Here is a 25,126-nt window from a genome sequence, read left to right as displayed (position 1 = left end):
TGAATGGAAGTAAAGCTTAGTATATTTGTGAGCAAAATCATCCAAAAATGAAAATCCCAAGGACATTAACCCTTTATTTAGCATTTCTTATTTTATCAATTTCCTGCTCCACTCGGGACAAGCAGGCCGTTAACATTATAGAAAAGTCTATCGAAGCCCATGGAGGGATGAAGGCGTGGGAAGAAGTACAGTCCATTGCCATGGTAAGGGATATATGGATGTTTGATGAAGCCGGCAATACCGAATCTTATGTAAGGCAGGAAAATGAATTTAGACTCCAACCCTTTTTTGAAGCAAAAATGAACTGGGAAAGGGACAGTATACCCCATCGCGTTCATTTTGACGGGGTTACAACCCGCTATGTTATGGGTGAAAATGAGATCCTCAATGAGGGGTTTCTTCAGAGTAAGAAGAGAGATCTGGATGCTGCTTTTTATGTGCTGAGCAAACCTTTTGACCTCTTGGAAAAAGGAAAACATCTGGAATATCAAGGCAGAGAAGAGTTGGCAGGAGGGATTCCTGTAGAGACGGTGAAGGTAATTGATGGGGACCCTTCTGATCCCAGGACAGATATTTGGTGGTATTACTTTGATCCAAAAACCTTCGAAATTGTGGCTTACAAAGTAAAAACCTCGGACCATTACAGCTTGGTCTACAATCAAGGTTGGGATAAATCTACCGGGCTGCTGCTTCCCGCTAGAAGGGAAAGTTACCGGGTGGATATAGAAGGGAACCATTTGTATCAAAGGGCCATTTATGGATATGGAAAGTATGAAGTGGTCAGGTAAAAACATCTTTTATATCAAATATTTTCACAGCTAAAAGCATCTCTTTACATGAAAAAAATACCGTTGTTTATAGTTTTGGCTTTTATTTTGATCTCTTGCAATCAGGTAGATAAAGAAGCTCAGCGAATTGTGGATGCCGCAATTGCTGCACATGGAGGAGATCGATTTGAAAAAGCCCAGATAAGTTTTGATTTCAGGGAAAGACACTATCAGATATTCAAGAACCCCAATAGGTTTGAATACAGCCGTGAGTTTACGGATTCTACAGGTTTTGTCAGGGATGTACTAAACAATGATGGCTTTGTCAGGACGGTCAATGGTGTAGAAGTGGATTTGCCAGAGGACAGGGTTAGTGCTTTTAGCAATTCCGTCAATTCAGTGGCTTACTTTGCCTTTTTGCCTTATGGGCTGAATGATGCTGCGGTCATTAAAACTTATTTGGGTGAAACCGAGATTGCTGGAAAAGTCTATCACTTGGTACAGGTAACTTTTAAGGAAGAAGGGGGAGGAGAGGATTATGATGATGTTTTCCTGTATTGGTTTGATAAGGACTCCTATCAGCTGGATTATATGGCATACTCTTACCATACCGATGGAGGTGGGGTCAGGTTCAGGAAGGCCATTCATCAACATCAAGTCAATGGTTTGATTCTATTGGATTATGAGAATTACAAACCAAAGGAAAAAAACACGCCAATTGAAGAAATGGAATCACTTTTCAAATCCGGAGAATTGGAATTGCTTTCTGAAATTCTCCTTGAAAATATTGAGGTAAAGTATTGAAAATTTTAGGATTAATTTTTTGTTAATCTTCTGAATTGCAGGCAAACCCAAAAAGGTTTGCCTTTTTTATGTAAATTTTTACCCATACAAAATAATAATGATGGAAAATCAATATTTTCACCTTTTCTTGTACTGATTAACCCAATCAAAATTAAACACTTTACCCATGAAGAATAACCGCAGAGATTTCATCAAACTGGCAGGACTGGGCCTGGTAGGAGCAAGCATCCCTCATTTATCCCAAGCTGAAAAACCAGAAGAAGTATGGAGATTAAGCCAGAGAAACCATCAGCAAAAATTCAATATGTGCGGCTATGCAGCACCCAAGCTGCAAACAGTCAGGGTAGGAGTGATAGGTTTGGGCATGCGTGGTCCTGGTGCAGTGGATAGACTGAGCAAGATTGAGGGAGTGGAAATCAAGGCACTTTGTGACCTGATACCGGAGCGGGTGGATAAAATGAAGGCCAAACTTTCAGGGACTTCGCATAATCCAGAAGGGTATTCAGGCTCAGTTTATGCTTGGAAGAAAATGGTGGACCGTAATGATTTGGATTTGATATACATTGCCACACCTTGGGATTGGCACACACCAATGGCAGTTTATGCCATGGAGGCAGGAAAGCATGCAGCCGTAGAAGTTCCTGCAGCCAAAAATTTGGAGGAATGCTGGCAATTGGTAGAAACTTCAGAAAGGACCAAAAAGCATTGCATGATGCTGGAAAATTGTTGTTATGACTTTTTTGAATTAATGACCTTAAGTATGAAACGTGACGGTTTCTTTGGAGAAATCATCCATACAGAAGGTGCCTATATCCACGATTTGTTATGGCTCAATTTTATGAAAGATACGGAAGGGGGATATCAGGACATGTGGCGTTTGAGAGAGAATTTTAGAGATGGAAACTTATATGCTACCCATGGTTTGGGACCAATATGTCAGATCATGGATATCAACCGGGGAGATCAGATGGATTACCTGACTTCCTTGTCTTCCAATGATTTTCATATGGCAGCCAAAGCCAGAGAATTGGCAGAAAAAGATAATTTCTTTGGGCCCTATGCAGAGAAAAAGTATGGGGGAAACATGAACACCACCATCGTAAAGACCAAGAATGGCCGTTCTATCATGATCCAGCATGATGTAACCTCTCCAAGACCCTATTCGAGATTGCATACGGTAAGTGGTACTGAAGGATATGCCCAGAAATACCCCAATCCAAAAGTTGCAAAAGGTCATAGCTGGATGAAGGAAGAAGAAATGAAAGCCTTAGAAGAAAAATACACGCCGGAAATTGTAAAGAAAGTAGGGGAGCTGGCCAAGCAGATAGGCGGCCATGGTGGCATGGATTTTATGATGGATTGGCGTTTGATCGATTGCCTTAGGAATGGATTACCTTTGGATCAGGATGTATATGATGCAGCCCTTTGGTCTGCCGTTTCACCATTGAGTGAGTGGTCTGTGGCCCATAGGTCCAATTCTATAGATATTCCTGATTTTACAGGTGGAAGCTGGAAAACCAATAAGCCCGTAGAAATCACTTTAAAAGGAGGGGGAACTACTAAGGTGATTGTGTAAGTGTTTTGACCTTTGGGGTTTCCAGAACCCCGAAAGTCTTTCAGATAAGAATAAACTTTTGAAAATATTTTGACTTTACTTATTGAAAGGAAAACCTTTGAGGTCTTTTTCTGGCCTCAAAGGTTTTACAACTCCTCAAAAGCCGGTTTCATATTGCTCCAAAAGGCGTCCAAAGCAATGATCCTTGGCTTTAGAAAGGAAATGATATCTGGCCAGTCATTTGGTTCCATGACGTTTACCCCGGCTTTTACTTTTTCTATGTAGGAAATGGTTTTTCCAAATTCATCTTGACCATGCAACTTCCAATTCCAGATTTCTCCCAACTCGGCCTCTAAAATCACTTTAAATTCTTCAAACTGCTCATAAAACAATTGCTGGAGCTCCTCATCCGCATGGGTGATTTCTATACCTATAGCGGCACATTCCCGCTCTGCTTTCATCCTGAAATAAATATCTTTCACACCAGTTTTGTAATTCTGCCAATTGGTCCTAAGGCCCTCCGCGTTGGGAACGGGCTTCATGTATTGTCCAAAAGTCGTCCAGAAATCTTTTCTTATTTTTGATTTTTCTGCCCTGCTGTACATGCAATTGAATCAATAACTTTTAGGACCATCCAAGGGGGTAACCACAATGTAGTCTGCTGTACCAAGATACTTTTCTTCCAATTCATGCACATTTTCCTGTTCTACGGTATTGATGGTCATTAGGGGCAATTCAGGGAATTTTTGCCTGATGTACCAAACAAAACAATTCCTTCGTAATTATTGGAATGGTAGGAGCCATTGATGTGCAGTATAGGTAGCCCTTTTTGTATGGGCTCAAAAAGAGAGTAGGCCATAGTGGCGTCTTTGATGGCCTGTGCCTCTACCATAAAATCCATATTCATAGTGGAGCCATGCATCATATCAGCCATGGCTTTGTAGCCAGGAAGGTCTTTGTCAACCGTTACAGGCAAAGGCGCAATAAATTTTTTGGCCTCATTGGACAAAGTCTCCAGTCCTTCAAGTCCTTCTCTACTGACAATGGATGCATATTTTCTCGGGATATTTGAAGCAATAAAGGGTATTCCATTAGATTTGGCAAAAAGCATAAGTGGCTTATAATCTGTCTGATAATTATTCCAAAGCTTGGCTTCTGCCTCAAAATTTCTATCGGTAATTCTTCCGGCAAACCACTCGTCAATTGTCAATTGATCATCCCGCTCAAAAAACTCACTGGCCAGAACCATGCGATCTTTTACTAGATGCATTTCCTTCAAAAGTCTAAGTTGGAGCCAATGGGCCAAGCCATTGTTATGCAGCTCTCCAAAGAACACAAGTTGGTGCTGAGTGGCTATTTGCGCCATAGCTTCAAATCTCACGGCTCTACCTTCTTTATCAAAAATTTTAAAAGCAGCTGTTTGTGAATATGCTGAAAAACTGATGAATGAACTTAATAAAAAAGCATACAATATTTTAATCATAATCTTCAGGATATTTGACTGTCACCACAGAATAATTGACTACCCCCCCAAGGGCAGGGTTATGCTTTTTGATGATGATTTTTACTGACTTAATGGATGGATATGCAATGAGGATATCCTTGATCATTAAGTGGGCTAAATGTTCCAATAGCTTGACTGGTTCCTGCATATGGGATTGGGCAATTTTATAAAGGCCTACATAATCTACCGTATCCTCCAAAACATCTTCCAGCATGGCTTTTTTGAAATCAGTTTCGACATGTATATCAACCGTAAACCTATTGCCTAATTTTGTTTCTTCGGAATATACACCATGATAGGCATGAAATTCAATCCCTTCTAATGATACTTTTCCCATCAGTCTAGCTGGTCAAAAAAAGACCCTTCTTTTTTATTTTTTTGATTATTATCTTCTTCTTCATCTTTCTTCCCTTCGACCTCCTCTGTATTTCCATCTTCGATGGTATCTTTGGGTTTAGAAGTTGGTTCATTTTCTGCTTGGGCTACTGCTTGCTCCGTTTCAGTTGGCCCTACAGCTTCAACAGCTGACTCTTCAGATACGTCTTCAGTGTTGTCGGCTTCTTGTTCCATTTCAATAGGAGTAATGGTGGTAGAAGACACCTCTACAGATTCTGTTTGACTCTCTTGGGAAAAAGAGGAAAGTTTGCTGACTGGGTTGCCATCCAAGTTTTCCAATAAAGCATTGATGCTGTCCAGAGCGGATAATTCCAAACCTTGTTCCGCATTACCTACTGTTTCCTCCAGTTCATTTGTAATGCGTTTTAGATTTTTGATGACCAGAAGCCTGTTATTTACCAAAGCTTCATAATCTCTAACAGCACTTTTGATGTTTTTCTTCAATGCGGCCAAGGTCTCTTCTGCCTTCATTTCTGCATTTTCCAACATTTTCTGTGCTTGCACCTTGGCCGCATTTACCATGCTATCAGCATTCTGATGGGCGTCTTTGAGCATATCTTCCGCCGCTTTATTGGCTTCCTCAATGATGGCAGCACCTGTATCTTCTGCTGTTTTTAAAGTTCTGAAAAGGGAACCTTCTACATCTTTTAGTTTTTTGGCTTCCTTTTCAACAGTCTCTAACCTTCTTTCCAATTCATTTTTTTCCTGGATAAGGTGATCCCATTCATCGGACAGACTTTTTAAAAATTCGGTAACTTCTTCTTGATTATATCCCCTGAAGTTTTTTTCAAAGGATTTTTCCCGGATATCATTAGCTGTATATTTCATGCTCATTAAAGTTCAATTTGCCAAATAGAAATATTTCTGTCGTCACTCACTGATACAATCTGCTGGTTGTAGCTGCTCCAAAGTACCTTGTTGATGGAGGTCCCATGTCCCGCGTGCCTTGCCTTATCGATTACTTTTAAAAGCTTAAGAGAGTTACTGTCCCAAACTTTGATCGATTTATCCATGCTGCAGGTCACAAAATAGTCGCCGTCTTCCCGAAAGGAGAGGTAATTAATGGCAAACATGTGCGCTACAATGGACTCCTGAAGTGAGTAATTTTTGGTTTCCCAAACATTTAAATGTGCATCTCTTCCTCCAGACACCATAATGGATTTATTAGGCGAATAACTCAGGGCAAAAACAGAATTGTTGTGGGCTTCAAGGTTATGGATGGGGCTATGGTCCGAAAGGTTGAAGATTTTGATGGAGTGATCGCTAAGGCCCGCAGCCAGTTGCCTCTTACTGGGGTCAATGGCAAATACCCGTACACTTTTCTTTCCGATTTTGATGTGCTTTTTTACGGATTGCTGTTCAATATCAATCACAATGATAATCCCATCTCCTGTACCTACATACAATTCATTTCCGATAGCTTTAATGTCAAATATAGATTGATCTGTTATTTTAAGAGACCATATTTCTTTAGATTTTTCCAGATCTATGACATGAATTCCTTCAAAGTTGTGTCCAATGAAGAGTAGGTTCCTTTCTTTATCCACCTCTAAGGCATAAACCGAATGGTCAACTTTGGCAATGAGTCTCCCGTCCTTGGGTTTGTCCAAATCCCATTCCACCACCATGCCATCTCCCGAACCCGTATAAAAAAAACGCGGATCAGGCCCTTCGACCAGTGCGTAAATGCAATCGTTGTGGCCTGATAAGGTATGCAGTTTATTAACTTGTATTTTTGACATAAATTGCTGTGATTAGCGCTCAAACCCATATGGGCCTATGCAAACAAAAATAGAAAAAATAAGTCCTTTATCAGCCTTAGCGGTTAATAATATTCAAGAAGTATCCCAAAATGGCGTTGATTTTTTGAGCTTTAGGGAGAAATTATCCTTTGCCAATATTTCCAGAATGGATAAAAAGGTAGAATGGAAAGGCGCTAGAGTAGCCATTAAATCAGCTCTGGATTGTATTTCAATCCCTTATCCGGGCTTTTTTAAGGATGAACATGGTAAATCCCATCCCATGGATGGCTTTGGTTATGTTTCCCTATCTCATACCCGTGGTATTGCAGCGGCAATCTTCCACAAGGAAATGCCAGTAGGCATTGATTTGGATTATATCAGAGAAAAAGTAATCCGTTTGGGGCCAAAGTTCCTTGATCCAGTTGAGATGGATTTTCTTAATAATGATCCTGAACTTTATACTGTAGCATGGTCTGCAAAAGAATCTATTTTCAAGTGCCAAGGAAGACGGGGAATTAGCCTAAAGTCCAATATTCTACTGGAACCATTTTCATTGCAGGATAAAGTGATTAAAGGTAAAGTATACCAATCCGAACATTCAGATCATTTCTATCAGGTAAAAGTGGAAAAAGAAAACGATATTGTATTGACTTATACCATTTGGTAGGGTCTTTGTAATAAAGAAGAACAGCATTCAATCTCAATCATGAAAAAATTGACCATAACCCTTTTATTTGCCCTCTTGACAGGCTTTCAGGTATCGGCCCAAAGGGCGGAAAATTTTCGGCTGAAAGATGCCATATCCGGATCAGAGTTTGAATTAAGTAGCCATGAGGAAGCCAAGGCAGTTGTTTTGATTTTTACTTCCCTGAATTGTCCTTTTTCAAAACTCTACGAAGAGCGCTTGGTGGCCTTGCATCAGCAGTTTGCCGATCAAGGTTTTGTGTTTGCATTGATTAACCCACATGTCAGGGTAGAGGAAGAAGAGACCGTTGAAAATATGAAGTTGAGGGCTGCAGAAAGAAAAATGAATCTCCCTTTTTTGATGGATGGGGATCAAACCGTTACCCGACAGTTTGGTATCACCAAATTACCTGAAGTTGTTGTTGTTAACCCAAGCCCAACAGGTTTTGCTATAGCTTATAGAGGCGCTATAGATAATAACCCACAAGTAGCCGCAAACGCCAGTTTAAAATACTTGGAGGGGGCACTTACTTCCATCATTAACAGGAGAAATCCAAGCCCTGCATCCACAAGGCCTGTGGGTTGTAATGTGCGTTTTTTGAGGCCTTGAAATTAGGGACTTACAATAGCCAATAGCTCCTTTACTTCTTCCACCTTTTCCACTTCTCCCAGTTTTTCAAAGGCAACTACCATATTTCTTAAAAAACGGGCCACAATATCTTCACTGGAACAAGGCTCAAAGTATTCTTCTCTAGATTCAATTTTCAGGTGTTCCAAGTAATTACTGATGTCTTGCCTACTGAAAACCAATCCTTTGTTGAATGCATTGATGTAAAAGGTGATGTCCTTGGATTTATAGGTGAGGACAAATAGATTGGGAAGATTGACGCCGTAAATTGGGAGGCCAAGTTTTTTACCCACTAGGAGGTAGATGGCTGCCAGGCTTATCGGGTTTCCTCTTTTCGTATCAATGACATTGCTCAGCATGCTGTTTCCCGGTGAATGGAAATTCTTGGTATTTGCTGAAAACCTGAGCTGATTAAACAATACACCGTTGATGATACGTACCTGTTCGTGGGGTTGAAGGTCATTTCTGAAAGCCGTCCATACTTCGAAATAGATTTGATGCATATCGGCATTCAATTTCTCAAATTCCAAGTCAGGATATTGGTAGGTATTTAAAATCCATAGCCCTGTTAGTAGGTCTTGGTCCGGTGATTTTTTCCAATCCTTTAATCTATGCTTTACCAAATCAAACTGAAGAAAATGCACCAATTCCTCAATTTCTTTTTGGATTTCCGGGTTAAAACTATCTTCCCATTTTTTCTCCAGGAGCGGAATAATGTCACTCCCCAAAGCAATGATTCTGTCCCGGACATGGCTTTTTACTTCCATATCCGTGTCATCCAATAAAGAAATCAGGGCATTCAGCTCCTTTGCTGTTAATTTTTCCATACCTCGCAGTGTCACTTAATTTACAAAAATAACAGGACAAGACAGCTGCTTTGTTCCTTATTTTTTTCAAGTTTGAATGATTCCAACATTGAACTTCTCTGTGATGGGGGAGTGATTGGCCGCTTCGATTCCTGTGCTGATTACCTTTCTGGTTTCCAATGGATCGATCACACCATCCACCCATAGTCTTGCGGCTGCATAATAAGGGCTTAATTCTTCGTTGTATTTATCTGTGATTTCCTGCAACAATTTATTTTCCTCTTCCGGGCTGATTTCTTTACCTGACTTTTTGAGGGATGACACTTTGATCTGTAAAAGTGTTTTGGCAGCAGATGCCCCGCTCATCACAGCCATTTGCGCAGTAGGCCAGGAGAAAATCAGTCTAGGGTCATAGGCTTTTCCGCACATGGCATAGTTGCCGGCGCCATATGAGTTGCCTAGTATTATGGTGAATTTTGGCACTACAGAATTGGCCATGGCATTGACCATTTTAGCACCATCTTTGATAATACCCCCATGTTCAGCTTTACTTCCGACCATAAAACCTGAAACATCCTGTAAAAAGACCAAAGGTATTTTTCTTTGATTGCAGTTCATGATAAATCGTGCCGCTTTATCGGCTGAATCGGAGTAAATGACGCCTCCCATTTGCATTTCTCCTTTTTTGGTCTTCACAATTTTCCTTTGGTTGGCAATGATGCCTACTGCCCAACCATCAATTCTTGCGGTGGCGCAAATGAGTGTTTTGCCATAATCCTTTTTGTATTCTTCATACTCAGAGTTGTCTACCAGACGGCTGATGACATCAAGCATATCGTAAGGTTTTACCCTATCTGAAGGAAAAATACCATAAAGCTCTTCTTCATTTTTGAGTGGCTTCTTTGGTTCAGCCCTATCAAACCCGGCCTTTTCAAAACTTCCAATTTTGTCAAAAATATTACGGATGGCATCCAGACACTCTTGGTCTGTTTCGTACTTATTGTCTGTCACCCCAGAGATTTCACAATGTGTCGTTGCCCCTCCTAAAGTTTCATTGTCCACATTTTCACCTATGGCTGCCTTTACCAAATATGATCCGGCCAAAAAGATAGACCCGGTTTTGTCCACAATCATGGCTTCATCGGACATGATGGGAAGGTAGGCACCGCCTGCCACACAACTGCCCATGATGGCAGCTACTTGAATGATGCCCATAGATGACATTTTCGCATTGTTGCGGAACTGTCTTCCAAAATGTTCTTTATCAGGGAATATTTCATTTTGCATGGGAAGAAATACACCGGCACTGTCCACCAAATAGATGATGGGCAACCTGTTTTCCATGGCTATTTCCTGTGCTCTGAGGTTTTTTTTGGCGGTCATGGGGAACCAGGCGCCAGCTTTTACCGTCGCATCATTGGCTACAATCATGCACATTTTTCCGGAAACATGGCCTATTCCTGTCACCACACCAGCAGAAGGACAGCCACCTTCTTCCTGGTACATGCCATCTGCGGTTAAGGTACCAATTTCCAAAAAATCAGATTGGGAATCTATCAAATATTGAATTCTTTCTCTTGCGGTCAATTTGCCTTTTTCATGTTCTTTGGCAATCCTTGCCTTTCCGCCTCCTAATTTGATTGTTTCCAATTTTTTGTGGAGCTGAAAAAGTAATTGTTTGTTTTGGTCTTCGTTCTTGTTGAATTCAATGTCCATAAAGTTATTTGGGTCTAGTTTTCGGTGATGCTAAAATAAGTCTTTTAGGGGAAGGTAAAAACACAAAATTAATGGATGGGATTTTTTGTGAAAAACCTTTCCTTGATGCTTTTCATGATAAAATACCCCAGTACTGCACTTAAGATGCCTACCATTGCCCCAACAAGAATATCTCCGGGGTAATGCACGCCCAGATATATTCTGGTGTAAGAAAAAAATACAGCCCAGGCAAATAACCATTTCAGCCAAGGATATCTGAAGGCCAGGGTAAGTGTCATGATGGTGGCCACCCCGAAGCTGTTGGAAGCATGGGAAGAAGCAAAGCCAAACTTTCCACCACCACAGTAACCATAATTGTGCACCATACCTTCCAATAATGGTTCATGACAAGGCCTCAATCGCTCAAAAAATGGCTTCATTAGGCCAGAAGCCGTTTGGTCAGCAAATAAAATGGTTAGCCCGACAGCCATAAAAACCCACCAGGCATCTTTTTTATAGGTTTTCAAAATAAGATAGGAAAGAAAAATATACAGGGGGATCCATGGTCCTGTCTTGGTTAACAAAAACATGATTGGATCAAAGAAATCTGAATGGAAGTTATTATTTAAATATAGAAATATCTGCTGATCTATTTGACCAATTTTTTCCAACATAACTCAATCTAATTAAAGGTTGATCCAGTCAATTTCTTTTTTCAAATAATCCAGGGTTTGGGCCTCTTTGGAACCTAATTCAGGAAGATGCATATATTCCCAATTGGCCATAGGCGGCATACTCATCAAGATACTTTCTGTTCTGCCGTTGGTATCCAAACCGAATTTTGTGCCTGCATCCCAAACCAGGTTGAATTCCACATACCTGCCACGTCTCAACGCTTGCCATTTCTTTTCTCTCTCTCCATATGGCAAGGTTTTATTTTTGGCCATAAAATGCCGGTAAATTTTTGGAAACAGGTAACCTACTGATTTAACAAACTCATAGATATTTTGCATTTCCTGAGGGTCTTCGCTTACCAATCTGTCAAAGAAAATTCCTCCGATTCCTCTGGTTTCATTGCGGTGTTTGATGAAAAAGTAGTCATCTGCCCACTTCTTAAATTTGGGATAATAAACAGGATTAAATTGATCGCAGGTATTTTTTACTTCCCCATGAAAAAATTTGGCATCTTCTACATTGACATAATGAGGAGTCAGGTCTATACCCCCACCAAACCATTTGACGCCTGTACTCATTTCAAAATACCTGATGTTCATGTGAATGATAGGCACCATAGGACTTTCGGGGTGCAGGACTATGGATACGCCTGTGGCAAAAAAGTCAGCTTTCTCCAGCTTAAGTTTGTTCAGGATTTTTTCAGGAGTGGGGCCAGAAACTGCTGAAAATGCTACTCCGCCTTTTTCAATGATATTTCCATTTTGAATGATTCGTGTCCGCCCACCACCTCCCTCAAGCCTGTCCCATTTGTCTTCCCTGAATTTGCCTGTCCCATCTTCCATCTCCAATTCCTGACATATATGGTCCTGAATGGCCATAAAATCTTCACTGATTTTAATTTTATCCATTTGTCTCAATCTTTATCCGGTTGCGGTTTAATCTTCAATCTCCAAAGCTTCCAAAATCTCAGCCAGTTCGTCAAAATCCTTTAGTCCAGGTTTGATTTCATCACCCCCTTCCATGGCGATTCCTTTGACCCCGGTGTACGCTACCAATTCCAAAACGTTTCTGGATTCAAGACCAAAGCCTAACAGCAATTCACATTTTTCTGCAAGTGTTTTGATTTTGTCCTTTATTGCCTCGTCGATTTTTAAGTTGTCCGAGGTCAATAATAAAGTGACGTTGAAATTACTGTAACTGTCGGCTTTGGCAATCAGGGCATCCAATTGCGCCACATCTTGGATCTTTTCTTTCAAAATGATGCCATATCCTGAATTAACCAGCATTTTGAGATGCATTTCCTCTTCAATTTGTATATAATCAATTCCTTCATAGGATTTGATTTTTTCTAGTATGTTCTGTGGATGGGAGAATTCAAATTCAGCGACAAAAGCAACTCCTGAAAGCCAATCTGTGATCTCTTTGAATTTTTGTGCTGAAGTAAAATTTTTGTTTTCTTCTTCCAGGCTGAAACCCATCAGGTTGACCTGCATGCCTGAGCAATATCTGGCATCGGAGAGGTTGTTTACTGAAGATATTTTGACAAAAGTTTTAAGCGCCATAGTAAAGATTATTGATTTTGTGAGCGCTAAGGTAAAAGATTTCAATCTAAAAACGTATTTTTAGCCCTTAGTAAGGCAATGCTTATGCGCTATCAATTATCATTCAGTATTTTTCTTTTTATCTGTTTATTTGTTTCGTGTAGGGAGGTAGAAAACCCGAGGACAGATTTTGGAAGGGATTATCAACCACTTGAAGTCGGACTTTTCTGGATTTATGAGGTGGAGGAGACCATTGTTTTTGGCGAAAATGACAGTCAAACAGAGGAATATTTTATCCGGGATGTCATCGAATACAGTTTTTTTAATGTGCAGGAAGAAGAGGTTTTTGTTGTCAGGAGGGAAAGGTCGCAGGACAGGAGCAGCTGGGAACAGTTTTCGGGATATTCCCTTCATTTCAGGGGAAATGCATTGATCAGGAACTTGAGTAATCAGAAAATAGTTAATCTTGTGCTTCCTGTTCAGGTGGGCAGGAATTGGGATGCCATGGTGTATAATAATCTCCCCTCTGATATTTTTGAAATAGCATTTATGGGTGATGCCACCGTTGGGGAGCAATTTTTCCAGAGGTCTGTAAAAGTACTTCAGGAGGAAGATGATGATGAAATTACCTTTAGGGACAACCGCTATGAAATTTATGCCAGAGGTGTAGGTATGATAGAGCATTATTATGAGGTTTTTACTTATTGTAGTCGGAATGATTGTTTGGGGCAAATGATCAAAGATTCTGGACGGAAGACCCATCTCAAACTATCAACTTATGGTAGGATTTAAATTGAAGCTTCTTGTATGGGTATTTCTTTTTTGTTTGCCTTTTAGCGGCCAAGCGCAGGACAGGTATGCCGTTCATTATAAATACAAACCACAGACTTTTCACAGTTTAGAAGCTCCCCAAACCTTCTTGTCCCAATCATCCATAGATAGAAGGATGCGCTATGGTATAGCTTTGGACAGTTTGGATCTGCCTGTATCTGAGCAATACATAACCATGATTCAACCCCTGGTGCAGGAAGTACTTTATCACAGCCATTGGTTGAATGCTTCAGTCGTGGTAGCCAATCAGGAAGCTGTTTTGGCACTGCAAGGTTTTGATTTTGTAGAATCTGTGGTATTAGCGGCGCAGGGCTTTGTTGCTGAAGGAAGATTAAGAAATCCATTAAATGAAAAGGCAGGGCTCAGGTTCAATTTGAGGAATAAATTAAATAAAGAGGAAACGCTATTTGAATTTCAGAATGCATTATTAGGTGTCCAGGAAATGCATGAGGCAGGATATACAGGAAAAGGCCTGACTATTGCGGTTTTTGATGCAGGTTTCCCTGGTGTAGATAGGATTGCCGCTTTTTCCCACCTGTTTGACAACAATCAGATCATTGGCACCAAGGATTTTGTCCATGTATGGAATGATAATGTATATTCCAAAAATCAGCATGGAACCAATGTGCTTTCGCTCATGGCCGCTAATGACCCCGGTCTATTGCAGGCTGCTGCACCGGATGCACAGTATATATTGTGTATTACGGAGGAAGTGCCTACGGAATTTCGGGTAGAGGAATACAACTGGGTCAAGGCTGCGGAGTATGCCGATAGTCTCGGCGTGGATATCATCAACAGTTCCTTGGGTTATTGGGATTTTGATGATCCCGAAATGGATTATTCCTTAGAAGACATGGATGGGGAGACAGCCTTGATCAGTAGGGGAGCGACAATTGCAGGTCAAAAGGGTATAATGGTGGTGACCAGTGCTGGAAATTATGGAAATAGAGGCCTGTCAAGTATTACGGCCCCTGCTGATGCCAAAGGCATATTGAGTGTGGGCGCTACCAATATGGGAATGTCCAGGGCATCTTTCAGTTCACAAGGTCCAACAGTGGATGGACGGATCAAACCTGAACTGGTGACTTTTGGACAGCAGGTTTGGCTCTTGCGTAACTCAGGGAATTTATCCACTGCCAGTGGCACTTCTTTTTCAGCGCCACAAATTGCTGCTTTAGCTGCAGGATTATGGCAAGCCAAGCCGGAACTCAATAAGGATCAGTTGATCGAATTACTTATAAAAAGTGCCACCCAGGCCAATCAGCCTGATAATTTTCTAGGCTATGGCATCCCCAATTTTGTCAGGGCTTATTATGGTCCAATATTGAATATTCAACATCCTCAGGAAATGGGTGAGTGGAAGGTTTATCCTAACCCCATAGCAGGTACCCGACTCAACGTAAAGTTTGGTAATCATAAATCAGGCGATTTTTCTCTGATGGATTTACAAGGTAAACTTCTCCAAAAAGTGCAGGTGGATAGAATTAATAGCCAAGAGCCATTTGAAATCCTAATCCCATCGCTGCCCTCCGGAGTTTATTTGGTAGAAATGCAATCCGGATCAGAAATAAAGCGGACAAAGTTGATGAAAAGATAGGCTTCGAAATCTATTTTCTTTTTTTTGCATGCAAATTCAATAGCTACCCTCATGTCAGTCAAAATAGCGCCTTCCATTTTAGCGGCAGACTTTGCGAATCTTCAGAAAGAAGTCGAAATGCTTAACACATCATCGGCAGATTATATACATGTTGATATCATGGACGGGATGTTTGTTCCCAATATTTCTTTTGGATTGCCGGTAACAGAGGCCATTCACCGTCATGCAGCAAAGCTCTTGGATGTGCATTTGATGATTTTGGATCCGGACAGATACCTTCCGGCGTTTAGAAAGGCTGGTGCAGAAGTACTCACTGTACATATAGAAGCTTGTAATCACCTCCATCGTACGGTTCAATATATCAAGGATCTAGGGGCGAAAGCTGGCGTAGCCCTGAATCCTCATACCCCTGTAGCAGCATTAGAAAATATTTTAGACGATTTGGATTTGGTATGTCTGATGTCTGTGAACCCTGGGTTTGGAGGTCAGAAGTTCATTCAAGGGACCTACGATAAAATAAGGAAGTTAAGACAAATGGTGAATGAAAGAGGGCTATCCACCATGATTGAAATTGATGGAGGCGTCAATCAGACCAATGCTCCGCTACTCATGGAAGCAGGTGCGGATGTATTGGTAGCCGGAAGCTTTGTGTTCACTTCCCCGGATCCTATCCATACCATTAAAAATTTAAAAGGGTTGTAAAGCTATCTGAGCGCATCAATCCGGAAGCTTCTTGAAATGTGGATTAAGGAATTGAAAGGCTCTTGCCTATTTTTTATTAGAATGTCATTCTGAATCCCATTCCTCCAGGTCCCATGCTGAGTCCTTCCAAAAGGCCGGGTAATTTCTTGCCATGCTTGTTATGGACCATGAATTTGATCAGATCAAAACTCATCAAAAACGCACCCTGTAAAATCACGGATTGTCCAAAACCACTAAGCCTGGGGTTGTCGGTTCTCCTTCCCCGTTCCAGCATATAAAGTCCTCCTGCCATGTAAGCCACATCCAAGGCAGCATTCACTAATAGAATTTTTTCAATGGATTGTTGGCTTTGAATGGTTCCCCAAAAATCTGTGCCGGGCTCTTCTTTCAAGGCTGAATAATACCCAACGCCTGCAATCAGCAAGTTTACAGTGTTCCAGTAAGCATTCATTTGATGGAACCCTTGAATTTCTCCGGTCGTTCTTCCGGCCATGACACCTCCCCAGACTATGTTGCCAATTGCCCAAGAGCCCAAAATGACCATTCCCTGCTTATTGTATTGAATTCGAGTCTGATTGAAATTCCTAATTAAATCTTCTTTGGATTGGGCATAAAGGCCGTTTGTGCACAGGATCAATAAAAGTAAAAAAAGGGGTGATTTTGGGAGAAGGTTTTTCATTTTTTTGGAGTTTAAACTAGTAACTTTAAAAATAGGATACCTGTTTCTTATACGTTATAATTTCAGTTTTTTGCTTGCTTATCAATGAGTTGAAATTTATATGGCTTAAACTTTAGCTTTTAAGAATAAGGTGACAATTCGGCTCCTAAAATCAAAATTGACTCCACTTAATATAGGGTATAGTAGTCAAGTGGATGATTTAAAAAAAGATTATGCTTTAAACCTAAAATAATAAAATTAAATTTAGGGTCGGGTGAATTGATCTAGCCACTTTTCTAGATAAATTGCCTTTTAACAAGTTTTAAGGTGTATTTTTTGTCATTTTTCTTGTGAAATTGAAGTATTGGTTATTTATTGGAAATTAAACTTTAACTAATTATAGATTTAAACCAATTATTGCAATGAAAAAATTGTTCTTACTTGCCTTCCTGATGTTGGGAATGATCAGCGTACAGAGTTATGCCCAGGACGAAAGCGAAGAATTAACTGAGGAAGAGATGGTAAAGTATGCCGCTATGGAAGCCAAAGTACAGGCATTCATCAAGGAGAAGCAGACTACCATGGAAGAAATGATTAAAGAAAATGAAACCCTTGGTGGTGGTGCCCGCTACAATGAAATCAAAGGAGCCTGGGGAAATGATGAAAAATTAGCAGAGATTGAAGCTACTGAAGAAGAAAAAGAAGCATTTGCTGAGATCCAGGCGTATATTGATGCTATAGGAGATGAGGTGAAAGAGTACATGACAGGTTTGATCATGGATGCTGAGGTGTTAGGCGCTGCGACTTATAATAAAGTGAGAAGAGCAATGAATGCTGATCCAGCTGTAAAAGAGCAAATCAACAATTTGGTAGCTGAGTTACAGAACCAAGAGGAAGGTGATGAAGCGGAAAGTGAGGAGAAATAATATTTGACTGGTAAAAATGAAAGGTCTCAAGTATTTGAGGCCTTTTTTGTTTTTTAATCTATATAATTTTTAATTTCGATATCGTTTATAATGTGATATGAAAAAACCGATTTTATTTTTGATCATTTTTGCTTGCTGGAGTACTGCATTTGCACAAGAGGATATTTTTGGTATTGACACCAAAGCAAGAACTAAAAACAGGAAATCTCAAAGCGACCTTGGCAATGTTACCCGCAATCTTATCAGCAATATTAGCTTTGAGTTTTCAGGCGGTGGTGCTTATCATACACCACTTATTAACTTTAACTCTGAATTTCCCAACCAATATCCTATCAGTCAATATCAAAACCTAGAAAATCCACAAGAGCTTACAGCTGAAGATACATTGAGGTTTAGAGGTGGGGCTATGGCTTTCCCCTTGAATTTGGGAGTAAAAATCAATGTGTTTAACACCTTGACATTAGGAGGAGGATATGGCAGGGAGTTTGGAAGCATGTCAAGTCTGAAGTCAGGCGATTATGAATGGACTTTTCAGGAAAATAATTATGTTTTTGATCGGGTTTATGGTAATGTGGGACTTGTTTTATATGATGCCAGAAAGCGGGCCAAATTCCTCAATTGGCGGTACAAAAGGTATGCATCTTCCAATTTTTACATGCAATCTGAAAAAAACCAAAGGATCAGACAGGGATATCCTTGGCGGTTTATCCTGGAAGGAGAATTTGGGAATATCTTAATCAGAAGGTCTTTTGATGAAAATTTATTGAACAATGATCAGGCATTCTACAGTGTAGGTTTAAGAATTGAACGTGAGTTTTCAGAGTATACCCGTATGTTTGTAAAAGCAGGTGCAGAATTTAGAAATTTTGCATTTCAAACAGAAAATTTGTCTGAATTTCAGGATTTAAAACAAATCTTATATGTAGCCCAAGTTGGCTTTTCAATTAATCTGCCCGGTACCAAACGGTGTAAAGTCCAAGGTTGTGGGGTGGTAATGAAGCATTTACACGATGGTGTAGAGTATAGGGGCAGTTCCATTTTTAATTTGCAAAACAGAAAGGTGGGGCAATGGTATTGATTTGCCTTCAATAAGCTACCGAAGACCAAATAATCTGTTTTAAAAGCGTTTTCTTTTTATTAACTTGCCAGCTTATTGAGTATGTAATAACTATATGGCGCAAGGAGAAAACGAGAACATTATACCTATTAACATTGAGGATGAAATGCGTGGTGCTTACATCGATTATTCGATGTCAGTAATTGTTTCCAGAGCACTTCCAGATGTCCGGGACGGACTAAAACCAGTTCATAGGAGGATACTTTTTGGTATGCAGGAATTGGGAGTTTTACACAATAAGCCATTTAAAAAATCTGCAAGAATAGTAGGGGAGGTTTTAGGTAAATACCACCCGCATGGTGACTCGGCTGTGTATGAAACCATGGTGCGTATGGCACAGCCTTGGTCATTAAGGTATCCTTTGGTGGATGGTCAGGGTAACTTTGGTTCCATTGACGGTGATAACCCTGCAGCCATGCGATACACAGAAGCGAGGTTGAAGCGGATTGCTGAGGAGTTATTGATTGATATCAATAAGGAAACCGTTGATTTCCAGCTTAATTTTGATGATTCCCTAAAAGAACCCGTAGTACTTCCCGCTAAAATACCCGCTTTATTATTAAATGGAGCTTCGGGTATTGCAGTAGGTATGGCTACCAATATGGCGCCCCACAACCTTGGGGAGGTAGTAGATGGCATTATCGCATTCATAGACAATAGAGACATTACCATATCAGAATTGATGGAGTATATTGTTGCGCCGGATTTTCCCACGGGTGGTATCATTTATGGGTATAACGGTGTGAAAGCCGCTTTTGAGACTGGTAGAGGAAGGATCATATTAAGAGGAAAGGCAGATATTGAAACCAAGGATAGTGGTAAAGAATCCATTATCATCTCAGAAATACCATATTTGGTCAATAAGGCCAATATGATTGAAAAAACGGCCCAGCTTATTACTGAGAAAAAAATTGAGGGCATTTCAGCCATTAGAGATGAATCTGACCGTCAAGGTATGCGGATTGTATATGAACTGAAAAGGGATGCCATTCCCAATGTGGTTCTCAACAATTTATATAAACAAACTCAGCTACAAACCTCATTTTCAGTGAATAATGTGGCTTTGGTTAAAGGAAGACCACAGACCTTAAACCTGAAAGATATGATCTTCCACTATGTCAATCACAGACATGAAGTGGTAGTCAGGAGAACCGAGTATGAGTTAAAAGAAGCAGAGAAAAGGGCACATATTCTTGAAGGCTACTTGATTGCTTTGGATAACCTTGATGAGGTCATTGCTTTAATCCGTGGTTCAAGGGATCCGGAAACAGCTAGGAATGGCTTGATTGAAAGGTTTGGCCTAAGTGAGATTCAGGCTAGGGCAATCCTTGACATGAGGTTGCAGCGCTTGACAGGTATGGAGCGTGAGAAGATCCAAGAAGAATACAAGGAGATCATGGCTTTCATCGAAGACTGTAAGGATATTTTAAGCAGTGAGGAACGAAGGATGCAGATCATTAAGGATGAATTGGCCGAAATTAAAGATCGCTACAACGATTCCCGTAGGACGGTTATTGAGCATAATGCAGAAGACTTCAGTTATGAAGACATGATTCCAAATGAGGAGGTGGTAATTACCGTTTCCCATCAGGGATATGTTAAAAGAACACTTTTGGCAGAGTATCGTACACAAAGTAGGGGTGGAGTAGGCTCTAGAGGAGCTACGACTAAGGATGATGATTGGACAGAATACCTCTTTACGGCGTCTACACACAATTATTTATTGATCTTTACAGATCACGGAAAACTGTTCTGGCTAAAAACATATGCCATTCCAGAAGGCTCCAAGACTTCAAAGGGTAGGCCTATTCAAAATCTCATCAATATTGAAGCAGATGACAAAATCAGGTCAATCATTCAAGTGGGAGATTTAAATGATGAAGATTACATCAATAACAATTATCTCGTAATGGTGACCCGTCAGGGTATCATCAAAAAAACTACCCTTGAGCAATACTCCAGACCTAGGTCTAATGGCATTATTGCCCTGAATATCAGAGAAGATGACCAATTGCTGAGAGTGGATATGACCAATGGTGATTCCCATATTATCATCGCAGCAAAGTCTGGAAGGGCGATACATTTCCATGAATCGACAGTAAGGCCAATGGGCCGTACTGCCACAGGGGTGAAGGCCATAACGTTAAGTAATGTTAATGATAGCGTTGTTGGCATGGTATGTGCAGCCAGAGAAGATGCCAGCTTATTGGTTGTTTCAGAAAAAGGTTACGGCAAAAGGTCTCCTTTGGATGAATATAGAATTACCAACAGGGGTGGAAAAGGCGTAAAAGCCATGAATATTACCGAAAAGACAGGTGATTTGGTAGCCATCAAAGAGGTGGTAGATTCTGACGATTTGATGATTATCAATAAGTCAGGCATCACCATTAGAACTCCGGTGTCAGATCTTCGGGTGATGGGCAGGGCTACACAAGGTGTCCGTCTTATCAAATTGAATGAAGGTGATGCCATTTCATCGGTGGAGAAAATAGAAAAAGACGAGGAAGTGGAGGAATCCTCTGATTCACAAACAGAATAGAACTTAAACAGTACCCAAACAATTAGCAAAATAATAAACAAATGAAAAAGTTGTTCTTATCCATAGCATTGGTCGGTATAGCGACTTTTGCTTTCGCCCAGAAAAAAGTAGTTAGGTCTGCTGAAAGAAATTTCAAGAAAGGTGAGCTTGAAGTAGCACTTGAAGAAATTGAAAGCGCCTTGCAAGATGCAGAGACCAAAGATGATCCAAATACTTCTTTGGTTAAAGCCAAAATTCAAACCAAAAGATTTGAGTTGGATGAAGATTATGCTGCTTCAACTGTCAATATTGGTCGCTCTGCTTTAGAATATTTCAACAAGACATTGGATATGGTTGATGGAGACCTTTCCAGCAAAATCGGGAAAGAAATCGTAAAGGAAGACATCCCTGGTATGCCTGATAATTTACGACCTTTTTCAAGAGAGACGCTAAAAATAGCTGCTTTTAACAAAGCCATTCAGACATATGAGGATGATGATTTCCTCATGTCTTATGAGTTCTTTAATTTGGTGTCTGATATTGACCCTTCTGATACAACGGCCAATTTCAATGCGGGTTATTTGGCTTATCAAGAAGTAGGTAATGTGGAGGCTGCTAAAAAACATTTCAAAAGATTATTGGAAGTGGAGGAGTACAATAAGCTGAACACTTATTATTTCCTTATTCAGATTGCAAGTTCAGAAGATCAAGATCCTGAGCAGGCTTTGAAGTACACTTTAGCTGCAAGAGAAGATTTTCCAGAAGACAAAACCTTGTCTGAGTTTGAAGTACAGTTGCTACTCCAGTTAAACAGAATGGATGAAGCCATGGCTTCTGTTAAAAATGCATTGGCGGATGATCCAAATAACTCTGGATTGCTGTTGAGATATGGTTATCTTTTGGAACAGTCCGGTGACTTGGAAGGTGCTTTGGTACAATACAAAAAGGCCGTGGAAGCTGATCCTGATTTCTTTGAAGGCAATTATTACACTGGTGCGATCTACTTAGATAGAGCAAGGGCTATTTTGGCAGAAGTCAACAATCTTTCCGATGAAGAGTGGGAAAAGAGAGCCCCTGAAATGGGTGCTGAAGCAGATGGCTTATACAAAGATGCTGTCCCTTACTTTGCAAGAGCATCGGAAATCAGACCTGATAATACAGAAATCCTTGAGATTCTTTTCCAGATTCATACCCGATTGAAAAATACGGATGAGGCGGAAAAATACAATCAGAAATTGATTGCCATTTTAGGCCCAGATTGGATGGAGCGTTAAGTAATACTATGATAATAAAAAGAAGCCGGGCCAAATGGTCCGGCTTTTTTTGTATAGCAAAGGGAGATTATAAAATATTAGGTGTCAATTGAAATGAAACAAAACCCATTGATATAAAAATGAGTTTTAATTCTTATTGCATTACCGTAGATTTCCCCAAATTGACAAATTATGAAAAACCCAAAATGGTGGCTCTTTAGCTTTTGCTATTTCCTTTCATGTTATCTATTTGCTCAGACTTCCCCGTCTTCTGTTTTGTACCATGATCTTTTGAGGTTTCAGGAGACCAAAAGGATACTTTATGTAGCTGCTCACCCGGATGATGAGAATACCAGATTGATCGCTTATATGGCCAATGCGGAACATGCCGATATTGCTTATCTTTCCTTGACCAGAGGGGATGGTGGCCAGAATCTTATAGGAAAAGAGTTGGGTATTGAATTGGGATTGATCAGGACACATGAACTTTTGAAAGCTAGGGAAACTGATGGAGGAAGGCAATTTTTCAGCAGGGCCCTGGATTTTGGCTTTAGTAAAAACCCTGATGAAACCTTTAACAATTGGGACAGGGAAAAATTACTTTCAGATGTGATATGGATAGTCAGGAATTTCCAACCTGATATTATCATCAATCGCTTCAATACCATTCCGGGTACCACCCATGGGCATCATACTTCTTCGGCCATGCTCAGTGTGGAAGCTTTTACAAAGGCTGCAGATCCGAATATTTTTCCAGAGCAATTGCAACATACCCGACCTTGGCAGGCCAAAAGGATATTTTGGAATGCTTATAGCTGGGGCGGGCAGTACGAACCGAAGGAAGGGAAATTGTACCACAATTTCCCGGTAGGAGACTTTAACCCATTATTAGGGACTACCTACTCCCAAATTGCAGCAGATAGCCGAACCATGCACAAATCCCAGGGATTTGGTTCAACTTCCCAGATAGGGCAGGGCATAGACTTTATAGAGATGATTGAAGGGAGTACTTTTGAAAAGAGCCCTTTTGAAGGGATTGATTCCCGTTGGGGAATGTTGGCTAATGGCAAAGAAGTGGAGGCAGCTATTGAAAAGGCGCTTCAGCACTTTGATTTTGTTCGGCCAGAAAACAATATACATCAGCTCCTGGAAATCCATCGCTTACTATCAGAAGAAAAACTAGAAGACCAATGGTTTTTAGATAAAAAAGCCCATTTGGATCAGCTGATTTTGGATGTTTTGGGAATAAAATCTGAGTTTATCATTCGGAAAGAAATCGGCTATCCGGGAGAGCGGATCAATGTGGAAATGGTTTTCAACAACCCAAGTAGTTTTCCACTGACGCTGACTTCATTTAAAGGCAAATTGTTTAATCAGGAAATTCAAGCGGTGGCTGCAAATAACCGTCCTGTAGGTAAAAGCTTTGAAATAAATGTTCCTAAGGACTTTCCGGTTTCCCAGCCCTTTTGGTTGGTTGACCCGATAAAGAACAGTCTATTTGGCATTGAAGACCCCAGTTTAATAGGTCCGCCCATCAATGGTTCCACCATTTCAGGCACGGTTTATCTGCAAACAAATGGTCAAGAGCTAAGTTTGACTTTGCCTTTAAAGTACAAATACAATGATCAGGTGGATGGGGAGATCAATCAGCCCTTTACTTTGGTGCCGGAAGTAAATTTGAGTTTAGATAAATCCAACTTATTCATTATTCCGGGTGCAGATGATGTGCTTAGGGTCCAAGTCTCTTTCAGAGACCGTATTTTAGAAGGAGAGATTGGTATTGAGGGAATAGGCAAACATCAGTTTGAGATTTTGGATGAGCAGGTAGACGAGCGGAGAAACAGGATAGATTACCGTATTCGTTTTTTAGATGCTGACCGGGAAAAAACTGAAGTGATGGTTGTTTTTGAAACTCAAGATGGTAGAAAATTCCATCAGGACACAAAGAGGATTATTTATAAGCATATTCCAAACTTGACTTATTTTACCAATACCAGTCTCAATCTGGTCAAAATGGATATTGAGACCAACAGGCTTAAGGTAGGTTATATTCCAGGTGCAGGTGATGATGTTCCAAGTGTTTTGAGAAGCTTGGGCTATCAGGTATCTATTTTAGATGATGCTGATCTGAGGAAAAGTAGGCTTCAGGATTTTCACACCATCATAGTGGGGATCAGGGCTTTCAATGTTAACCAGTCTCTTGCTAACAACGTGGAAGAATTGATGGAATATGTGAAAGATGGCGGTAATCTGATCGTGCAATACAACACCTCTTCTCCGCTTTTGACAAGAGAATTAGGTCCTTTTCCTTTCAGCATTTCCAGAGACAGGGTGACGGTGGAAGAGTCACCGGTTAAAGCTGACTTTTCTCATTCGATTTTGAGCACACCCAATCAAATTGAACTGAGAGACTTTGAGGGATGGGTACAGGAAAGGGGGCTTTATTTCACCAGCAACTGGGATGCTCAGTATACTACGCCCTTAATCATGCAAGACCCGGGTGAAGAAGCGACAGCAGGGGCCTTATTGCATGCCAAATATGGTAAAGGAACTTATACCTATTCAGGGATATCCTGGTTCAGGCAATTGCCGGCAGGAGTTCCGGGAGCAATTAAAATTTTTGTCAACCTTATCGAGCAAGGACGTGAAAGATAACATCAATTGGAAAAAGTGGTATATCGCCCAGATGGTTGTTTTGGGTATTTTGGTCCTTTTGTTCTATTGGCT

The 25,126-nt window shown here is 40.5% G+C and carries 24 protein-coding genes; 13 read left to right on the top strand and 11 right to left on the bottom strand.

What is annotated here, in order from left to right; all coding sequences use genetic code 11:
- The first annotated feature begins 47 nt into the window (after window positions 1-47).
- From B879_RS09825 to B879_RS09815, 3 genes are all read left to right on the top strand, one after another.
- Window positions 48-788 carry a hypothetical protein gene (locus B879_RS09825; RefSeq protein WP_009185022.1) on the top strand — a complete coding sequence of 247 codons (741 nt, stop codon included), beginning with the start codon at window positions 48-50 and terminating at the stop codon, window positions 786-788.
- 48 nt (window positions 789-836) lie between these two features.
- Window positions 837-1,571: a DUF6503 family protein gene (locus tag B879_RS09820; RefSeq protein WP_009185021.1), complete on the top strand. Its 735-nt coding sequence runs from the start codon at window positions 837-839 to the stop codon at window positions 1,569-1,571.
- A gap of 166 nt (window positions 1,572-1,737) precedes the next feature.
- The gene (locus B879_RS09815; protein ID WP_009185020.1) at window positions 1,738-3,147 is read left to right on the top strand and encodes a Gfo/Idh/MocA family protein; all 1,410 of its coding nucleotides are present in this window, start codon (window positions 1,738-1,740) and stop codon (window positions 3,145-3,147) included.
- A 125-nt stretch (window positions 3,148-3,272) separates the two neighbouring features.
- On the opposite strand, the gene B879_RS09810 is transcribed toward B879_RS09815, so the two are convergent.
- From B879_RS09810 to B879_RS09790, 5 genes are all read right to left on the bottom strand, one after another.
- Complete coding sequence (locus B879_RS09810) at window positions 3,273-3,731, bottom strand: DUF4268 domain-containing protein (protein ID WP_009185019.1); 459 nt, start codon at window positions 3,729-3,731, stop codon at window positions 3,273-3,275.
- 119 nt (window positions 3,732-3,850) lie between these two features.
- Complete coding sequence (locus B879_RS09805; RefSeq protein ID WP_009185017.1) at window positions 3,851-4,609, bottom strand: ChaN family lipoprotein; 759 nt, start codon at window positions 4,607-4,609, stop codon at window positions 3,851-3,853.
- Window positions 4,602-4,967, bottom strand: a complete 366-nt coding sequence (folB, locus tag B879_RS09800) for a dihydroneopterin aldolase (RefSeq protein WP_009185016.1) — start codon at window positions 4,965-4,967, stop codon at window positions 4,602-4,604. The genes B879_RS09805 and folB overlap by 8 nt, the downstream gene beginning before the upstream one ends.
- Window positions 4,967-5,854 (bottom strand): DivIVA domain-containing protein, encoded by an 888-nt coding sequence (locus tag B879_RS09795; protein WP_009185015.1) that lies wholly within the window; start codon window positions 5,852-5,854, stop codon window positions 4,967-4,969. Before B879_RS09795 ends, folB begins: the two co-directional genes overlap by 1 nt.
- Window positions 5,855-5,859: 5 nt before the next feature.
- A complete protein-coding gene (locus tag B879_RS09790; protein WP_009185014.1) occupies window positions 5,860-6,768 on the bottom strand; it encodes a WD40 repeat domain-containing protein in 909 nt (302 codons plus the stop codon).
- Between the two features lie 37 nt (window positions 6,769-6,805).
- Here B879_RS09790 and B879_RS09785 point away from each other — a divergent pair, with 37 nt between their 5' ends.
- The gene (locus tag B879_RS09785) at window positions 6,806-7,435 is read left to right on the top strand and encodes a 4'-phosphopantetheinyl transferase family protein (RefSeq protein WP_009185013.1); all 630 of its coding nucleotides are present in this window, start codon (window positions 6,806-6,808) and stop codon (window positions 7,433-7,435) included.
- A gap of 39 nt (window positions 7,436-7,474) precedes the next feature.
- On the top strand, window positions 7,475-8,062 hold the full coding sequence (locus B879_RS09780) for a redoxin domain-containing protein (protein WP_009185012.1): 588 nt from the start codon (window positions 7,475-7,477) through the stop codon (window positions 8,060-8,062).
- Window positions 8,063-8,064: 2 nt separating this feature from the next.
- Here B879_RS09780 and B879_RS09775 read toward each other — a convergent pair whose 3' ends face one another.
- The 5 genes from B879_RS09775 to trpF form a co-directional block, all read right to left on the bottom strand.
- Entirely contained in the window at window positions 8,065-8,907 is an 843-nt protein-coding gene (locus B879_RS09775) for a transglutaminase-like domain-containing protein (protein ID WP_009185011.1), read from the bottom strand.
- A 66-nt stretch (window positions 8,908-8,973) separates the two neighbouring features.
- Window positions 8,974-10,602 carry an acyl-CoA carboxylase subunit beta gene (locus B879_RS09770; RefSeq protein ID WP_009185010.1) on the bottom strand — a complete coding sequence of 543 codons (1,629 nt, stop codon included), beginning with the start codon at window positions 10,600-10,602 and terminating at the stop codon, window positions 8,974-8,976.
- Window positions 10,603-10,670: 68 nt separating this feature from the next.
- Window positions 10,671-11,255, bottom strand: coding sequence for a phosphatase PAP2 family protein (locus B879_RS09765; protein WP_009185009.1), 585 nt, complete (start codon window positions 11,253-11,255; stop codon window positions 10,671-10,673).
- A gap of 12 nt (window positions 11,256-11,267) precedes the next feature.
- Window positions 11,268-12,164: an oxygen-dependent coproporphyrinogen oxidase gene (gene hemF, locus B879_RS09760; RefSeq protein ID WP_009185008.1), complete on the bottom strand. Its 897-nt coding sequence runs from the start codon at window positions 12,162-12,164 to the stop codon at window positions 11,268-11,270.
- A gap of 27 nt (window positions 12,165-12,191) precedes the next feature.
- Entirely contained in the window at window positions 12,192-12,818 is a 627-nt protein-coding gene (gene trpF, locus B879_RS09755) for a phosphoribosylanthranilate isomerase (RefSeq protein WP_009185007.1), read from the bottom strand.
- 84 nt (window positions 12,819-12,902) lie between these two features.
- On the opposite strand from trpF, the gene B879_RS09750 reads away from it, so the two are divergent.
- Genes B879_RS09750 through rpe form a run of 3 tightly spaced genes read left to right on the top strand, consistent with a single transcriptional unit; the run spans window position 12,903 to window position 15,927 of the window.
- Window positions 12,903-13,589, top strand: coding sequence for a hypothetical protein (locus B879_RS09750; RefSeq protein ID WP_009185006.1), 687 nt, complete (start codon window positions 12,903-12,905; stop codon window positions 13,587-13,589).
- Window positions 13,576-15,225: a S8 family serine peptidase gene (locus tag B879_RS09745; RefSeq protein WP_009185005.1), complete on the top strand. Its 1,650-nt coding sequence runs from the start codon at window positions 13,576-13,578 to the stop codon at window positions 15,223-15,225. Before B879_RS09750 ends, B879_RS09745 begins: the two co-directional genes overlap by 14 nt.
- 51 nt (window positions 15,226-15,276) lie before the next feature.
- Complete coding sequence (rpe, locus tag B879_RS09740; RefSeq protein ID WP_009185004.1) at window positions 15,277-15,927, top strand: ribulose-phosphate 3-epimerase; 651 nt, start codon at window positions 15,277-15,279, stop codon at window positions 15,925-15,927.
- Between the two features lie 76 nt (window positions 15,928-16,003).
- Here rpe and B879_RS09735 read toward each other — a convergent pair whose 3' ends face one another.
- Window positions 16,004-16,606 carry a DUF6992 family protein gene (locus tag B879_RS09735; RefSeq protein WP_009185003.1) on the bottom strand — a complete coding sequence of 201 codons (603 nt, stop codon included), beginning with the start codon at window positions 16,604-16,606 and terminating at the stop codon, window positions 16,004-16,006.
- A gap of 401 nt (window positions 16,607-17,007) precedes the next feature.
- On the opposite strand from B879_RS09735, the gene B879_RS09730 reads away from it, so the two are divergent.
- From B879_RS09730 to B879_RS09710, 5 genes are all read left to right on the top strand, one after another.
- Entirely contained in the window at window positions 17,008-17,511 is a 504-nt protein-coding gene (locus tag B879_RS09730) for a hypothetical protein (protein ID WP_009185002.1), read from the top strand.
- Window positions 17,512-17,608: 97 nt separating this feature from the next.
- Entirely contained in the window at window positions 17,609-18,589 is a 981-nt protein-coding gene (locus B879_RS09725; RefSeq protein ID WP_009185001.1) for a hypothetical protein, read from the top strand.
- A gap of 94 nt (window positions 18,590-18,683) precedes the next feature.
- Complete coding sequence (gene gyrA / locus B879_RS09720) at window positions 18,684-21,167, top strand: DNA gyrase subunit A (RefSeq protein WP_009185000.1); 2,484 nt, start codon at window positions 18,684-18,686, stop codon at window positions 21,165-21,167.
- A 41-nt stretch (window positions 21,168-21,208) separates the two neighbouring features.
- Window positions 21,209-22,420, top strand: coding sequence for a tetratricopeptide repeat protein (locus tag B879_RS09715; protein ID WP_009184999.1), 1,212 nt, complete (start codon window positions 21,209-21,211; stop codon window positions 22,418-22,420).
- Window positions 22,421-22,591: 171 nt separating this feature from the next.
- Window positions 22,592-25,054, top strand: a complete 2,463-nt coding sequence (locus tag B879_RS09710) for a PIG-L family deacetylase (RefSeq protein ID WP_009184998.1) — start codon at window positions 22,592-22,594, stop codon at window positions 25,052-25,054.
- Window positions 25,055-25,126 lie beyond the last annotated feature (72 nt).

This window comes from Cecembia lonarensis LW9 (assembly GCF_000298295.1).
Classification (GTDB): Bacteria; Bacteroidota; Bacteroidia; order Cytophagales; family Cyclobacteriaceae; genus Cecembia; species Cecembia lonarensis.
This window is presented reverse-complemented; position numbering and strand designations above follow the sequence as displayed.

Coding starts and splice junctions, on each gene's coding strand:
- B879_RS09825 (WP_009185022.1), top strand. CDS start 48: ATGAAAATCCCAAGGACATTAACCCTTTATTTAGCATTTCTTATTTTA.
- B879_RS09820 (WP_009185021.1), top strand. CDS start 837: ATGAAAAAAATACCGTTGTTTATAGTTTTGGCTTTTATTTTGATCTCT.
- B879_RS09815 (WP_009185020.1), top strand. CDS start 1,738: ATGAAGAATAACCGCAGAGATTTCATCAAACTGGCAGGACTGGGCCTG.
- B879_RS09810 (WP_009185019.1), bottom strand. CDS start 3,731: ATGTACAGCAGGGCAGAAAAATCAAAAATAAGAAAAGATTTCTGGACG.
- B879_RS09805 (WP_009185017.1), bottom strand. CDS start 4,609: ATGATTAAAATATTGTATGCTTTTTTATTAAGTTCATTCATCAGTTTT.
- folB (WP_009185016.1), bottom strand. CDS start 4,967: ATGGGAAAAGTATCATTAGAAGGGATTGAATTTCATGCCTATCATGGT.
- B879_RS09795 (WP_009185015.1), bottom strand. CDS start 5,854: ATGAAATATACAGCTAATGATATCCGGGAAAAATCCTTTGAAAAAAAC.
- B879_RS09790 (WP_009185014.1), bottom strand. CDS start 6,768: ATGTCAAAAATACAAGTTAATAAACTGCATACCTTATCAGGCCACAAC.
- B879_RS09785 (WP_009185013.1), top strand. CDS start 6,806: ATGCAAACAAAAATAGAAAAAATAAGTCCTTTATCAGCCTTAGCGGTT.
- B879_RS09780 (WP_009185012.1), top strand. CDS start 7,475: ATGAAAAAATTGACCATAACCCTTTTATTTGCCCTCTTGACAGGCTTT.
- B879_RS09775 (WP_009185011.1), bottom strand. CDS start 8,907: ATGGAAAAATTAACAGCAAAGGAGCTGAATGCCCTGATTTCTTTATTG.
- B879_RS09770 (WP_009185010.1), bottom strand. CDS start 10,602: ATGGACATTGAATTCAACAAGAACGAAGACCAAAACAAACAATTACTT.
- B879_RS09765 (WP_009185009.1), bottom strand. CDS start 11,255: ATGTTGGAAAAAATTGGTCAAATAGATCAGCAGATATTTCTATATTTA.
- hemF (WP_009185008.1), bottom strand. CDS start 12,164: ATGGATAAAATTAAAATCAGTGAAGATTTTATGGCCATTCAGGACCAT.
- trpF (WP_009185007.1), bottom strand. CDS start 12,818: ATGGCGCTTAAAACTTTTGTCAAAATATCTTCAGTAAACAACCTCTCC.
- B879_RS09750 (WP_009185006.1), top strand. CDS start 12,903: ATGCGCTATCAATTATCATTCAGTATTTTTCTTTTTATCTGTTTATTT.
- B879_RS09745 (WP_009185005.1), top strand. CDS start 13,576: ATGGTAGGATTTAAATTGAAGCTTCTTGTATGGGTATTTCTTTTTTGT.
- rpe (WP_009185004.1), top strand. CDS start 15,277: ATGTCAGTCAAAATAGCGCCTTCCATTTTAGCGGCAGACTTTGCGAAT.
- B879_RS09735 (WP_009185003.1), bottom strand. CDS start 16,606: ATGAAAAACCTTCTCCCAAAATCACCCCTTTTTTTACTTTTATTGATC.
- B879_RS09730 (WP_009185002.1), top strand. CDS start 17,008: ATGAAAAAATTGTTCTTACTTGCCTTCCTGATGTTGGGAATGATCAGC.
- B879_RS09725 (WP_009185001.1), top strand. CDS start 17,609: ATGAAAAAACCGATTTTATTTTTGATCATTTTTGCTTGCTGGAGTACT.
- gyrA (WP_009185000.1), top strand. CDS start 18,684: ATGGCGCAAGGAGAAAACGAGAACATTATACCTATTAACATTGAGGAT.
- B879_RS09715 (WP_009184999.1), top strand. CDS start 21,209: ATGAAAAAGTTGTTCTTATCCATAGCATTGGTCGGTATAGCGACTTTT.
- B879_RS09710 (WP_009184998.1), top strand. CDS start 22,592: ATGAAAAACCCAAAATGGTGGCTCTTTAGCTTTTGCTATTTCCTTTCA.